General features: G+C 68.1%; 12 protein-coding genes. 6 read left to right on the forward strand and 6 right to left on the reverse strand.

The features are described 5' to 3' along the window. The first annotated feature begins 207 nt into the window (after positions 1 to 207). Both AC5JJ2_RS11295 and AC5JJ2_RS11300 read left to right on the forward strand, forming a co-directional pair. Positions 208 to 1875, forward strand: coding sequence for a sigma-70 family RNA polymerase sigma factor (locus AC5JJ2_RS11295; RefSeq protein WP_495858088.1), 1668 nt, complete (start codon positions 208 to 210; stop codon positions 1873 to 1875). Between the two features lie 169 nt (positions 1876 to 2044). After that, positions 2045 to 3013 (forward strand): hypothetical protein, encoded by a 969-nt coding sequence (locus tag AC5JJ2_RS11300; protein ID WP_495858089.1) that lies wholly within the window; start codon positions 2045 to 2047, stop codon positions 3011 to 3013. A gap of 148 nt (positions 3014 to 3161) precedes the next feature. Here AC5JJ2_RS11300 and AC5JJ2_RS11305 read toward each other — a convergent pair whose 3' ends face one another. Then, positions 3162 to 5543, reverse strand: a complete 2382-nt coding sequence (locus AC5JJ2_RS11305) for an FG-GAP-like repeat-containing protein (RefSeq protein ID WP_495858090.1) — start codon at positions 5541 to 5543, stop codon at positions 3162 to 3164. Positions 5544 to 5642: 99 nt separating this feature from the next. Between AC5JJ2_RS11305 and AC5JJ2_RS11310 the strand changes: the two genes are divergently transcribed. After that, positions 5643 to 6617 carry a TIGR02996 domain-containing protein gene (locus tag AC5JJ2_RS11310; RefSeq protein ID WP_495858091.1) on the forward strand — a complete coding sequence of 325 codons (975 nt, stop codon included), beginning with the start codon at positions 5643 to 5645 and terminating at the stop codon, positions 6615 to 6617. Between the two features lie 366 nt (positions 6618 to 6983). Here AC5JJ2_RS11310 and AC5JJ2_RS11315 read toward each other — a convergent pair whose 3' ends face one another. The 4 genes from AC5JJ2_RS11315 to AC5JJ2_RS11330 all read right to left on the reverse strand — a co-directional run bounded on the left by AC5JJ2_RS11315 (position 6984) and on the right by AC5JJ2_RS11330 (position 9924). Beyond that, a complete protein-coding gene (locus AC5JJ2_RS11315; protein ID WP_495858092.1) occupies positions 6984 to 7157 on the reverse strand; it encodes a FeoB-associated Cys-rich membrane protein in 174 nt (57 codons plus the stop codon). Next, the gene (gene feoB, locus AC5JJ2_RS11320) at positions 7157 to 9340 is read right to left on the reverse strand and encodes a ferrous iron transport protein B (RefSeq protein WP_495858093.1); all 2184 of its coding nucleotides are present in this window, start codon (positions 9338 to 9340) and stop codon (positions 7157 to 7159) included. Before feoB ends, AC5JJ2_RS11315 begins: the two co-directional genes overlap by 1 nt. A gap of 120 nt (positions 9341 to 9460) precedes the next feature. Continuing rightward, on the reverse strand, positions 9461 to 9688 hold the full coding sequence (locus AC5JJ2_RS11325; protein WP_495858094.1) for a FeoA family protein: 228 nt from the start codon (positions 9686 to 9688) through the stop codon (positions 9461 to 9463). Then, positions 9688 to 9924, reverse strand: a complete 237-nt coding sequence (locus AC5JJ2_RS11330; RefSeq protein ID WP_495858095.1) for a FeoA family protein — start codon at positions 9922 to 9924, stop codon at positions 9688 to 9690. Before AC5JJ2_RS11330 ends, AC5JJ2_RS11325 begins: the two co-directional genes overlap by 1 nt. A 291-nt stretch (positions 9925 to 10215) precedes the next feature. On the opposite strand from AC5JJ2_RS11330, the gene AC5JJ2_RS11335 reads away from it, so the two are divergent. Next, positions 10216 to 10620 (forward strand): hypothetical protein, encoded by a 405-nt coding sequence (locus AC5JJ2_RS11335; protein ID WP_495858096.1) that lies wholly within the window; start codon positions 10216 to 10218, stop codon positions 10618 to 10620. A 53-nt stretch (positions 10621 to 10673) separates the two neighbouring features. Further along, complete coding sequence (locus tag AC5JJ2_RS11340; RefSeq protein ID WP_495858097.1) at positions 10674 to 11663, forward strand: hypothetical protein; 990 nt, start codon at positions 10674 to 10676, stop codon at positions 11661 to 11663. 125 nt (positions 11664 to 11788) lie between these two features. Here the strand turns inward: AC5JJ2_RS11340 and AC5JJ2_RS11345 are convergent, their stop codons facing one another. Further along, a complete protein-coding gene (locus tag AC5JJ2_RS11345; RefSeq protein ID WP_495858098.1) occupies positions 11789 to 12268 on the reverse strand; it encodes a hypothetical protein in 480 nt (159 codons plus the stop codon). Between the two features lie 77 nt (positions 12269 to 12345). Between AC5JJ2_RS11345 and AC5JJ2_RS11350 the strand changes: the two genes are divergently transcribed. Beyond that, positions 12346 to 13593 carry a YkgJ family cysteine cluster protein gene (locus AC5JJ2_RS11350; protein WP_495858099.1) on the forward strand — a complete coding sequence of 416 codons (1248 nt, stop codon included), beginning with the start codon at positions 12346 to 12348 and terminating at the stop codon, positions 13591 to 13593. Positions 13594 to 13720: the final 127 nt, after the last annotated feature.

A 13720-nucleotide genomic window follows, 5' to 3' on the forward strand; every position in this document is an offset into this window, starting at 1 on the left:
CGCGATTTCCAACGAAACACGACGAATAGCCGCAACGGGGTTGCAACGCAACCCGGAAATCCGGCGGGCCGGCCGGGGGAAAGAAGCGGCCCGCAACATTGTATAGTCCAGTGGCATCAAATGGACTCGGACGGAGATCGAAAGGGACGGGTGGGTCAGCGACGGGGGCGAGTAAGCCCCCGGCGTTACGGACGGGAGGGCAACGCGATGAACGCTTTCAAATACCCCGCGATACAAGAGCTAACGGACCAGCAGGTCCGGTTCGCGCCCCCGTCCAAGCGGCGGGAACAGATCGCGAACGCCGAGAGGCTGTTGGCCGAGATCGAACCCACCAAGCAGTACCCGTATCAGTTCGTCTGCTTCCGCCTCACGGAGTTCCGGTCGAACGCATACCCGGAACTGCTGATCCGCGGCGACCGGCTGAAGCAAGACCTGGCGCTGTTCATCATCCAGGTCGAGCGCTCGCTGCCGCCGCTGCCCCGCGATCAGGTCGGGGAGGAGATGCTGACGCTGGAGGAAATCTGCCAGCGGTTCAACGTCTCGACCAAGACGATCAGCCGGTGGCGGCTCCGCGGGCTGGTGGCCCGCCGGTACAAGGCGAACGGCCGCAGCCAGCTCGGGTTCCCGCTGTCGAGCGTCGAGGCGTTCGCCAAAGCGCACAGCGACCGGGTGAGCAAGAGCAGCCGGTTCAGCCACCTCACGGACGCGGAACGGGAACAGATCGTCCTCACGGCCCGCGACCTCGCGGCGAAGGGCGACTCCCTCGTGGACGTGAGCAAGAAGATCGCCCACGACTTCCACCGTTCGCCCGAGGCGATCCGGTACACGATCAAAAACTTCGACAAGACCCACCCCGACGCGGCGGTCTTCCCCACGCACACCGGCCCGCTGGACGCGACGGCCAAGGAGCAGATTTTTAACGCCCTCCAGGAGGGGACATCCGTGGACACCATTGCCAAACAGTTCAACCGGACCCGGTCGAGCGTCTACCGCGTCGCCAACGAGGTGAAGGCGGAACGGCTCGTCGCCCAACCGGTTGACTACATGTATAACGCCGAGTTCGACGACGCCGGCCGCGAGGCCGACATCCTCGGCCCGATGCCGAACGAGGAAGAGTTCAACGCCAAGGTCCAGTCCATGCGGCCGCCGAAGGACGTGGAGGCGCACATGGCGTACCTGTACGAGAAGCCGCTGCTCACCCGCGAGCAGGAGGCCCACCTGTTCCGCAAGATGAATTTCTTGAAGCACAAGCTCCACAAGCTGCGGCAGCGGATCGACCCCGCGCGGGCGCGAGTCAACGACATCCAACAGGTGGACGCGCTGCAACGGCGGATCAAGGCGACCCGCGACCTGCTCATCGAGTGCAACCAGCGGCTCGTCCACTCCCTGGCGACGAAGCACATGCAGCTCGGCCAGAACCTGGACGAGCTGAAGTCGGACGCGAACATCTCGATCATGCGGGCGGTCGAGAAGTTCGACTACAGCCGGGGGAACAAGTTCAGCACCTACGCCACCTGGGCGGTGATGAAGAACTTCGCCCGGAGCATCCCGGACGAGAACACCCGCCGGCAGCGGTACATGACCGGCGCGGAGGAAGTGTTCGACTCCCGCCAGGACGTTCGCACGGACGAGCACGAACTGCTCGCGGTCGCCGACATGGCCCGCGAACGAGTGAACAACCTGCTCGACCATCTGGACAGCCGGACGCGGGATGTCATTAAGATGCGGTCCGGCCTGGCCGGCGGCGGCCAGATGACGCTGGAACAGATCGGCCAGCACTTCGGCATCACGAAGGAGCGGGTGCGGCAGATCAACGTCCGCGGCATGAAGCAACTCCGCGAGTGGGCCGCCGAGCAGAAGGTCGAACTGCCGTAACGTTCGCGCCCGAGGCGCAGTCATGAGGGCCGCTCTTAATGAGCGGCCCTTCATTTTTGCCTTGCTTTCTCAGGGATTTCTCAGCTTCGTCTCACCCCTTGCTCACCACCCGGATGCTATCGTTCCCCGTGTCGGACGCTCCCGTCCGCGCACCGGGGACACGCAAGACATGGAATCGTTGGGCGACTTCGATCAGCAACTCTACTTCTGGGTCTCGACCGGGATCGGGCTGTGCCTGATCGGGTTGGCGAACCTGTTCGGCTCCCGCCTTCCCGTCCTCGGCCGCGTCGTGGTGTCGGCCGTCGCCGCCGCCGTCCCCTTCGGCATCCTGTCGTCGCTGGACGCCGACCGGTTTGCGTACCGGCTGTCGGCCGCGGTCCTCGCGGCCGGCCTCGCCGTCGTGGGCGTGCTCCAGACCCGGCTACCCGGCCGGGTCATCGAGTTCGTCCGCCGCCCGGCCGCCGCGTGGGGGCTGTTGCTCGCCGTCGGGGTGGGCGTCACGGTCGTCGGGATCGTCCGCCACGAGCGGGCGTTCGACGCGGCCGTCGATCGGCAGATGGAAGAGTTTAACGCGCTCACCTACGTCCCGGAGCGGGAATTCGTCCAGGGCGTCGCGGCCGTGACCGACCGCGGCTACGCCGTCCCGGTGGCCGTGGCGAAGCCGACACACACGAAGCGGCAACTCGACGAGGTCGAGCGGCGGAGCGGGACGCTGGAACAGTTCGGGGACGCCACCATCAAACTGCGGCCGTGGGATGTGAACTCGAACTGCCACGGGTGGGTGTTCACCGGCGGCCGGTACATCGTCGGCGGTGACGCGGTGGACGCGATCCTGCAGGACAACGGGTACGTGCCGGTGAAGGAGCCGGGGCCGGGCGACATCGCCGTCTACCGGGCCGACGGCGAGGTGACGCACACCGGCCTCGTCCGGTACGTCGGGGCCGACCGGTCGGTCGTGGTCGAGAGCAAGTGGGGGTGGATGGGCGTCTTCCTCCACGCCGCGGACAAGAGTTGCTACGGCACGAACTACACCTACTACCACACGGCCCGCGGCGGCAACCTGCTGAAGGGGATCGAGTCCCCGGCCGTGCCCCTCGCCGCGGCGAACGAGCCGGACGCAGACGCGGTGGACGAGTAACGTAGGGCGGGTCAAGGCTTTGCGCCGACCCGCCGGGACACGCGCGGCGTCGGCGGTCTTGTAGGGCGGGTCAAGGCTTTGCGCCGACCCGCCGGGGGTGGCTGGCACCGACGGCGGGTCGGCGCAAAGCCTTGACCCGCCCTACAAGTCACCCGACGAACACGCCGCCGGGCAGGATGGCCCCGAACGGGTCGAACTCCTGCAACAGCGGCGGCTCGACGCCGTTCGCCTGCGGGACGGTCGAGCCGCGGTACACCCGCACCCGGCTCGGCAGCCGGTCGCCGCTCCCCGTCACCAGGTCCGCCCGGTCGTCGCCGTCGATGTCCGTCACCGCCAGCCGCACCCCGCCCCGCGACACGGAGTCGTTGTTCACGAAGAAGTTCGCGACCGGCTGCGCGTACACCACGTCGAGCGGTTGCGTCAGCATCAGCCGCCCGTCCAGGGCGTACACCCGCGGGCCGCCGCCGGGGCCGCCGCCGAAGACCAGGTCGCCGAACCCGTCGCCGTTCAAGTCCCCGACCGTTACGAACACGCCGTTCCGCAACGTCGTCGCGTCCGGGCCGGGGAACGCGAAGAAGTCGGGGACCAGCTTCGGCGGGAAGGTAATCCCGGACAGCGGCGCGAACAGCGTCGCGCCGTCGAACACGGCCACCCGCGGGCCGCCCCGGAACCCGGCCCCGACGACGAGGTCGGCCCGGCCGTCCGCGTTGATGTCGCCGAGCGCTACCCGCGCCCCGCCGCGGAAGTTCGGGTCGTCGATCCCGAAGAAGTTCGTCCGTACCGTCACCTTGTTGTTCGGCGTCAGCGAGTAGACCGTCACCCGCGGCCCGCCGCCCACGTCGGGGCTGACGGCGAACTCGGCCCGGCCGTCGCCGTCCACGTCCCCGGCCGCGACGAACACGCCGCCGTTGAAGTTCCCCTCGAACGCGTCGAAGTCGATCGTCGCGCCGCCGCCGAGGCGGACCCGGACCCGCGACCCGCCGCCCGGCCCCGCGCCGAGGACCTGGTCCGGTACGCCGTCGCCGTTCAGGTCCGCGACCGCCGGCCGGACGCTCGCCGCGGCCGCCGGGCCGGGGACCGCGCCCTGGTTCGCGAACCCGGTCGCCACGGCGGTGTAGCTCAGGGCCTGGCCGTTGGTCGGCCCGCCGACGACGAGTTGCGACGACAGCCCCGTCGTGCCGATCAGCCGGGCGACGCCGATGTCCGTGTCGTTCGCGGTGGCGGTCGTCACCGTGCCGACGACGACGATCCGCCCGCCCGCGTCCTGGGCCACGCCGCCGGCGGCGTCCGCGTTCGCCCCGCCGCGGTCGAACGCGACGACGGCCCGGCCGTCCGTGCTGAAGCTCGGGTCGAGGCTGCCGTCGGCCGTCAGCCGGGCGACGCCGATGTCCGTGTCGCCCGCGGCCTCGGAATCGACCGTCCCGACGACGAGGATGTCGCCGGTACTCGCGTTGACCGCCACGCCGCTCGCGCGGTCCTGGTTGCTCCCGCCGAGGTCGAACCCGAGCGCGAGCTTGCCGTCCGCGTCGAACGACGTGTCGAGGGAGCCGTCCGCGTTCACCCGGACCACGCCGTAGTCGATGTCGCCGTCCGACCCGACCGTGACCGTCCCGACGACGACGATCCGCTCGCCGGTATCCAATGCGACCGCCTTCGCCGCGTCCGCGTTCGTGCCGCCCTGGTCGAACTCGACCGTCACCCGGCCGTCGGTGTCGAACGTCGTATCCAAGATGCCGCCGGCCGTCAGCCGGGTGATGCCGAAATCCGTGTCGCCGAAGTTGCTGATCTGCACACTTCCCACGACGACCACGCGGTCCTGCGAGTCGATGGCGACGCCGAACGCGAGGTCGGCATTCGCCCCGCCCTGGTCGAACGCGACCTCCTCCTTCCCGTCGCCGTCGAACGTCGCGTCCAGATCGCCGGCCATCGTCAGCCGGACGATGCCGAAGTCGAAGTCCCCGGCCGTCGGCTGCGCGACCGACCCAGCGAGGACGATCCGCCCTTGCGAGTCGAGGGCGACGGCGTTCGCCTTGTCCTCCAGCGTGCCGCCGAAGTCGAACGCGACGGTCTGCCGGCCGTCGGTGTCGAACGTCGCGTCGAGGTCGCCGGTGGAATTCAGGCGGATGACGGCGAAGTCGAAGTCGTTGCCGTCGCCGGCCTGGGCGTACCCGGCCACGACGATCTTCCCGTCGGCCTGGACCGCGACGCTCGTGGCGACATCGACGTTCCCGCCGCCGAGGTCGAACCCGATGGCCCGGATGCCGTTCGTTCCGAACGTCGCGTCGAGCGTGCCGTCCGGGTTCAGCCGGGCGACGGCGAAGTCCACGTCCGTCGGCCCGTTCTGCGCCGACCCGACGACGACGATCTTGCCGTCCGGCTGCACGGCGACGGCCGCGCCGAGGTCGGCCTTCGTGCCGCCGAGGTCGAACGCGATGTCGGTCAGGCCGGTCCCGTTGAAGGTGAGGTCGAGGCCGCCGACGGCGGCGGGGGTCGAGCGGTCTTCGAGGCGGACGAGCTGCGGACGTGCCATGAGTGCGGACTCCGGGGGAAGGTGGATGTCTAATGCGCGTCCCGTGCCAAGTTGCGCGGTAAACTGAGCGGCTGGGGAAGTTTACGGGAGGCCGCGCCAATGTCGCCGGACGAATTCGCGTTACTCCAGGCCGTCCGCGCGACCCCGGCCGACGACACGCCGCGGCTGGTGTACGCCGACTGGCTGGAGGAGCGCGGCGACGAGGCGAGCGTGGCGCGGGCGGAATACATCCGGCTGGAGTGTGCGGCCGACCGGTTGAAGAAGGGCACGCCGGAATGGCAAGAGTTGGATAAGAACGCCTCCGAACTGGCGGAAGTCTTCGCCGACCGATGGCGGAAGGAATTGGAGGAAGGGATTCAATCCCGGTATCCGACGATCCGGTTCGGCCGACCGCCGGACGGGGATGTGTTCGACATGCTGTACGACCGCGGGTTTATCACCACGTTGGCCATGAGTTGGGGCGGACTGAGGGCGTTTCCCGATCTCGCGCCCCTCGTCGGCCCAATCGAGTTCCTCAGCCTTCACCTCGCCGACGGGGAAGGTTTCTCCGACGATGTGTCCGAGAACTGGAACGTCCGCCGGCTGAAGGTTCTCGAACTCCGCAGTGAATCGTTCTCGTTCGGCGAGATGCTATTACGGTTTCACGTTCTGAACGTGCGAGCCCGTGGGGGTCTTTCGTCCGTGCCGATCTTGCGGCTGGTTACATCGCTCACACACCTTGAGGTTACGATGGCCGATGTCGTCGGGAGCATCATGGGTAGCGAGGTCAACCCGGTCGTGATTCACGCCATGCCGATGTCTCACTCGGTCGTCGTGGACCCGCTCAACCTCTGGCCGCTCGTCGGGCCGTGGGCGGAACGGTTTGCCACCTCACGGTGGCACTTCGCCGACCACGTGCTGTCGGCCGCGCAACAGCAACGCATCCCTTCGGCCCGCTACCCGCACCTCGTCCGGTACTACCAACTCGCCGGGCTGCCGCCGCCGTCGCCGACGGGCGAGCGGGTCCCGAAGGGCGTGCCGCCGAAACGGGGTATCCTGTCGCGGGCCGCTCGGTGGTTTCGCCGTCGCGGGTAGGAAAAGAAGTGGGGCGTGAGATTCGGCCGGAGACTCGCATACCCGGCTAGTCTCACGCCCTATTGGTGTGATGGGAGGGATTGAATTTCTTCAATCCTCGCCAAGCGGGACTCGCATACCGCTTGACGCCGGTGTTAATGGCATACCCGATGCCAAAGTGTCCAATCGGCCCGTGAAAAGGCTGTGTAGTTCAGCATAAGATGATTCTGGTGAACGATTTAAGAATTTAGTTTCAACTAACCGACGAGTGCGAGAGTGTGGCAAGATTTCGCTGTGGCCTGAAGTGTTGGATCAATCTGAGACAGGTTGTTGTGTAATTCTGCGGGGCAATCTCGACCGCAATGGTCGTGGTTTGTGTCTTTCCATTTACTTCACCTGCGGCAACGCCACGCGGCCCGGCTTCGCCGGTTCCGCGACGCACTTCCCGCCACAGCCGGAGCCGCACGCCTTCTTGCCGCGGACAGTTTGCCACGCCGACCGCGCGAGGTACGCCGCCGCCGCCGCCACGAGAATGCCCACAACTAGCAACTGCGTGTCCATCACGCCACCCCGTCCACGACGAGCTTGCCGCCCTGGAAGACGACGAGCGCCGCGACGTAGGCCAGCGCCGTCATGTACGCGAACGTGAACGCCGGCCACGCCCAGCTCTTCGTCTCGCGGCGGATCACGGCCAGCGTCGAGGCGCACTGGCAGCACAGCGCGAAGAACACCATCACCGACAGCGCCACCGGGACGACGTACTTCCCCCGTGCGGGGTCTTCGGCCCACTGCGCTTCGAGCGTGTCGCCGAGTTTCTTCCGCTGCTCCTCGTCGTTGGGGTCCACGTCCCCCTCGTCGTAAAGGATGCCGAGCGTGCCGACGATCACCTCGCGGGCCGGGAAGCTCGCCAGCACGGACACGCCGATCTGCCAGTTCCAACCGAGCGGCCGGAACGCCGGCTCCAGGGTTTGTCCGAACCGGCCGAGCAGCGAGTTCTTCTTCCACTCGCCGCGGACGGCGTTCGCCTGCTTCTCCAACGCTTCCTTCTGGTCGTCGCCTTCCGCCTTCTCGACTTGCTCGGAAATCTCGGCGATGCGGTCCTCGTACCGCTGCCCGCTCGCGTCCGTGTGCGGGAAGTAGAGCAGCGCCCAAACCACGATCATCGACGCGAGGATGATCGTCCCGGCCCGGCGGACGAACGCCCAGCCCGCTTCGATCACCCGCCGCAGGATGGCCCGCAGCGCCGGCCGTTTGTACTGCGGCAGCTCCATCACGAACACCGGCGTCTCGCCCTTCAGCAGCGTCCGCTTCAGCACGAGCGCCACGAGCGGGGCGACGACGAACCCGATCATGTACATGGCGAACATGGTCAGCCCCGGCAGCCAGAACGGGCGGCCCTTCGTGAGGAACGCCCCGATGAGGAGGCTGTACACCGGCAGTCGGGCGGCGCAGCTCATGAGCGGCGCGACGACGATGGTGGCGAACCGGTCGCGGCGGTTCTCGATCACCCGCGTCGCCATGACGCCGGGGATGGCGCACGCCACGGACGACAACAGCGGGATGAACGACTTCCCGCTCAGCCCGCACCGGCTCATCACCTTGTCCATCAGGAACGCGGCACGGGCCATGTACCCGCAGTCCTCGAGGACGGCGATGAACGCGAACAAGAACAGGATTTGAGGGAGGAAGACGAGGACGCCACCGACGCCGCCGATGATGCCGTCCACGACCAGCGACCGGAGCGGTCCCGGCGACAGCCCGGTTTCCACCAGGCCGCTGAGCCACTTCATCGCGTTCTCGATCCACTCCTTCGGCTTCTCGGCCCCGACGAACATGAACTGGAAAACCAGGAACATGATCGCCAAGAAGATCAGCGTGCCCCACAGCTTGTGCGTCAGCACCTTGTCGAGCTTGTCCGTCGTCGTCACCGGCCGCACGCTCGGCTTCGTCACCGCCGGGGCGACGGCCTGCCGAATCCACCCGTACCGGGCCTTCGCCTCGGCCGCGGGAATAGGGTGGCCCGCGTCTTGAAGGCGCTGCCGGGCCGCGGCGAGCGTGTCCGTCAGCGACGGGCCGTGCTTCTCCGTCAGCCACTTCTCGGCGTGCCCGCCGACGTCCAGCAGCAGCCGCCGCGCGAGGAACGGCGGCAGGTCGCCGTTGAACGTGCCGTGCAGCGCACCCGCCTCGGTGTCGATCACCGCGGGCAGCGCCGGCGGCGTCGGCGGCGACCCGGTGGCCGCTTCCAACAGCTTCTTCTTCAGTTCCTCCAGCCCGACGCCCTTGTTCGCCTGGATCGCGACGACGGGCAGCCCGGTGGACTGAGACAGCTTCTCAACATCGACGGCGACGCCCTGCGCCTTCGCCACGTCGATCATGTTCACCGCCAGCACGACCGGCGTGCCGAGGTCCATCAGCTGCGTCGTCAGATAAAGGTGGCGTTCGAGGTTCGACGCATCGACGATGGCGAGGATCACGTCCGGCCGCGGCTCCTCCGGCCGCCGGCCGAGGAGCAGATCGACCGCCACCATCTCGTCCGGGCTGCGGGCCGCCAGGCTGTACGTGCCGGGCAGGTCGATCACCTGCACGTCGCGGCCGTCGATGGCCAGGTTCCCCTTCTTCAGCTCCACGGTCACGCCGGGGTAGTTCCCGACGTGCTGGCGGAGGCCGGAAAGAGCATTAAAAAGGGTCGATTTCCCCGCGTTCGGGTTACCGACGAGTGCGACGGTGAGCGGCTTGGCGGTCATGGGTGGAAACGAGTTGTCACCGCAGAGGGCGCAGAGAACGCGGAGTTGAAATCCGTTTTCAAACTCCGATTTCTGTCTCTTCTCCGCGCACTCTGCGCCCTCCGCGGTGAATCGGATTTGTTACTTCGGTCGAACGTGGACGCCGGCGGCTTCGGCCTTCCGCAGGCTGAGGCGGGTGTTGCCGAACCGAATCTCGATCGGGTCGCCGAGCGGGGCGGTCGTCAGGAACTCGACCGTTTCCCCCTCGAACAGCCCGAACTCGCAGAGCCGCTGCACGACGGCCGGCGGGCCGGTGACGGACAGCACCTCGGCCGTCTGGCCGGGCGTCAGGTCGTTGAGCGTGGGCATCAGCCGTCGGCCCCGCAGACCGGCCGGACGAGGATTTGCGCACTCTCCGTGCCCCGGAGGCAGAGGCGGCCGTTCGCGACTTGCAGCAGGCACGGCGTGCCCGGCTGGAGGACGCAGAGCCGTGCGCCTTCGCGGAGGCCCAACTCGGCGAGCCGGCCGACCCACGCGGGATCGCCGGCGAGTTCGGCGACTTCGCCGTGTTCGCCGGCCCGGAGCATGTCTAAGGGCATCAACATGAACCACCGCCGCGGGGCTTGTTGAGATTGCGTCTCAGTCATTATCGGCGACCGGCCGGCCGTGTCAAGAAGAAGTGTTGAAATTGAACTTCTTCCGGAATTCTTGGCCGGGGCGGGCCGGGACCCGGATTCTGAGAGTGAGCCGACAAAATCTTGTCCCACACGTGGAACCCGGTTGAGGTCGCAAACGGGGTCATAACGCCGTCGCCGCCGCTCCGGGTTCCACCGAAAAACAAGCGGGCCGTCCGCCGGAGTAGGCGAACGCCCGAACCGATAGATCGGAGCCGTCCCATGGTCACGACCGCGCGTTCCTTGTCTACGGCCGATTCCACGGATCGCGGGGCGTGGCTGTTCCACACGGGGACGGATCGGGTGACGGCCGGGTCGCGGCAGCCGGCGGTTCGCCGCGAGCGGCCGGCCGCGGGCGTCGTGATCCGCCGTTGCCCGACCTCCCCGGACATTCTGCGGCACGCGGTCGTCGTGATGAACGCCCTGTACGGCGACGGCGTCTTCCCAAGCCGCGAGAACGGCGAGCACGGCGAGTTCCAAATCTTGATCGACGGCGTCGTCGTCGCGGAGTCCGCGGGCGAACAGTTGCCCTCGGTCGAGGACGTGCGGGCGGCCCTAGATAGCCGCCGGCTTGCCGGCGGGGTTCTGGAGTCGCAAAATCCCGCCGGCAAGCCGGCGGCTATCTAGGGATCAACCCGGCCAGGGCTGCATTCCGTCGCGGGCCGCTGTATCCTGAGTTCATGCACCACGCCGTCCGTTGCCCGTACTGCGACGAGCTGTCCCGCGTCCCGGACGCCGCCGTCGGCCAGTACGTCGCCTGCCCGAACTGTCGGCGGCCGTTCTCCGCCGTACCCGAACCGGTCGCCGAGGAGGTCCCACGCCGCGACGTGCCGACCGTCTACCCGCCGAAGAAACGCCCCGTCCTCGCAGACGACGACTTCGACACCGAGGCCGACGCCGGCGGCAAGAGCGTCCTGTTCGGCCTCGCGCTGTTGCCGTTCGTCATCCCGTTGCTGTGGATTCTCGGTCCGACGCTGACCGGCAAGGAGGCGATCTTCACGTTCGCCCTGCCGATGGCCATCGCCGTGTCGTCCGCCGCCCTGTGCCTGGGCGTGGTGCTGGCCGCCGACTGGTCGTTCGCCACGAAGGTGAAGAGCATCCTGGCGATCGTGTTCGTCATGCACTTCCTGGCCGCGTTGCTCTACTTCATGAAGGCCGAGTGGGTCGAGGCGCTCCGCAAGCGGGTCGGCCGGAACGCCGACCAGGTGTGGCAGCCGTTCGCGCCGCCGGACGGGAAGTACAAGGCGGCCGTGCCGACGGCGATGCAGAAGGACGAGGGCGAGTTGATCGCCGGGTGCAAATTGGAGGCGTTCCGGTCGGCCGACCGGGCGGACCTGGCGACGTACTTCCTCGCCCACGGCCGGCAGCCGGCGGACGTGACGAACGAGCCGGACGACGAGAAGTTCTTCGCGGCGGTGAAGGCGAAGGCGATGGAAGCGGCGAACGGCACGGCCGCGGCCGAGCCGGAGAAGAAGCGGCTGTCCGGGCATCCGGGCCGCGAGTTCGTGTTCGTGCTACCGGACCGGAACACGAAGCGGATCGTGCGGGTGTTCCGGATCGGCGGGGCGCAGGGGCTTGTCTTCGTGGCGGCCGTCGAGGGCGTGTTCCTGACGCCGGACACGGCCGACGTGAAAGAGTTCTTCAACCGGTTGGCGTGGGCGGGGAAGTAGTTCTTGTAGGGCGGGTCAAGGCTTTGCGCCGACCCGCCGGGGGACCGCAACCACACGGGAGAACCGTCGAACCGGCTTGGACCGTGACGGCGGGTCGGCGCAAAGCCTTGACCCGCCCTACGTGTTTACGAATCGTCTTCGCCGAAGTGCTCGAACAGGAACACCTCGCCGTCCGTCAGCGCCTGCTCGAAGTACGGCCGGAACTCGTCGCCTTCCTCGTAGTCCTCGACGCCGCACGGCCGCTGCTCGGCCAGTTCCGTCGCCCGGTACTCCTCGCCGGCCTCGATGTTCCCGACCGCGATGAACACCGCGTTCGCCTCCGTCTGGTCCGCGATCCAGCCGTGGACGGTCACCGTCGGCCCGCCGGCGACCGGCTCGGCGTCGAACCGCACGTACTGCATTGGCCACCGCCGCCACCGGGCCGCGTCCTCGCCGGTCGGGTCGCTCAACTGGCTGCCGGCCAGCACGACCTCGCGTGCGAGTTGTAGCGCCTCATCCTCGGTCAGTAGCGCGCCGCCCGCCGGGGCGGTCAGCCGCACCTTCTGGTCCTCGACGGCGATGACGACCTCGCCGTCCGCGAGCGGCAACCGAATCGGTTCGGCCATGATCTGTTCCCCTGGGGCGGTGGGGGCATTATCGGCGTAAGATAGGGTTCTCGCAAAAAAACTTCAGGGTGAACCCGATGCCGATGCCGGTCCGGTCGCTGCCGGTACTCCAGAACTGGGACTGCCACGGCTGCTCCGACTGCTGCCGAACGTATGCCGTTCCGGTGTCGTTGGAAGAGAAGGAACGCATCGAGAAGCAAGGTTGGGACGCGGACCCGGACCTGACGGGCGTGGCGATGTTCACGACGGTCCGCGGGAACACGTCGCTGGCGCACCGGCCGGGCGGCGGGTGCGTGTTCCTCGGCCCGGACAGCCGGTGTCGGATTCACGCGAAGTTCGGGTCGGCGGCGAAGCCGCTGGCGTGCCGGGCGTACCCGTTCGTGCTGATCCCGACCGGCGACCACTGGCGCGTAGGGTTGCGGTTCACCTGCCCGTCGGTCGCGGAAAATAAGGGCCGGCCGATGGGCGTCCACGCGAAGGACGCCGCTGTTTATGCGGCGGAGTTGGAGCCGCGGAGCGGCGCGGCCGAGCTGCCGCCGCCGCCGCTGCAGCCGGGGCAGGCCGTCGCGTGGTCGGACGTGCAGCGGTTCGTGGCCGCGTTCATCGGGATCGTTTCGGACGAAAGGCGTCCGATGGAGACGAAGTTGCGGCACGCCCTCGTGCTGTCGAAGCAACTGCGGAAGCTCGTCTTCGACAAGGTGACCGGCCCGAAGCTGACGGAACTGCTCGACGTGCTAACGCAGGCGACCGCCGAGGAGGTCGTGCCCATCGACGCTGTGCCGCGGCCGGGGTGGGTCGGGCGGACGGTGTTCCGGCAACTCGCGGCGATCCACACCCGCGTGGACCTCGGCCCGAACCGCGGCACGATGACCGAGGGCGGCTGGGCCCGCCGGATGCTCGCCGGGTACAAGTTCGCGTGGGGGTCCGGCCGCGTCCCGCCGGTGAACGGCCTCTTGCCGCCGGGCGTGACGTTCGAGGCCGGCGAGCGTCCCGCCGGCCCGCTGCCGCCGGAGTCGGAGCAACTGCTGACGCGGTACTTCCGCACGAAGCTGGAGTCGTTCCAGTTCGCCGGGGCGATCAACTTCCACCTGCCGTTCTGGGCCGGCCTCGACTCGCTGGTGTTGATCTTCCCGATGACGTTGTGGCTGTCGCGGCTGCTGACGACGGCCGACCGGCCGCGGCCGGTCGCAATCCGCGAGGCGCTGCGGGTGGTGGACGACAGTTACGGGTTCAACGCGCTGCTGAAGGGGAAGCTAGCGAGCGGCCTACGGTCGCTGGCGATCAAGGACGAACTGCCGCGGCTGGTCCCGTGGTACGGGCGGTAGATTTGTAGGGCGGGTCAAGGCTTTGCGCCGACCCGCCGGGACCGCAATCACCCCGAGCGACGCCGAGCGGGTTGGGCGAAACGGCGGGTCGGCGCAAAGCCTTGACCCGCCCTACAAGAACCGCGTC

The organism is Limnoglobus sp. (assembly GCF_059499385.1).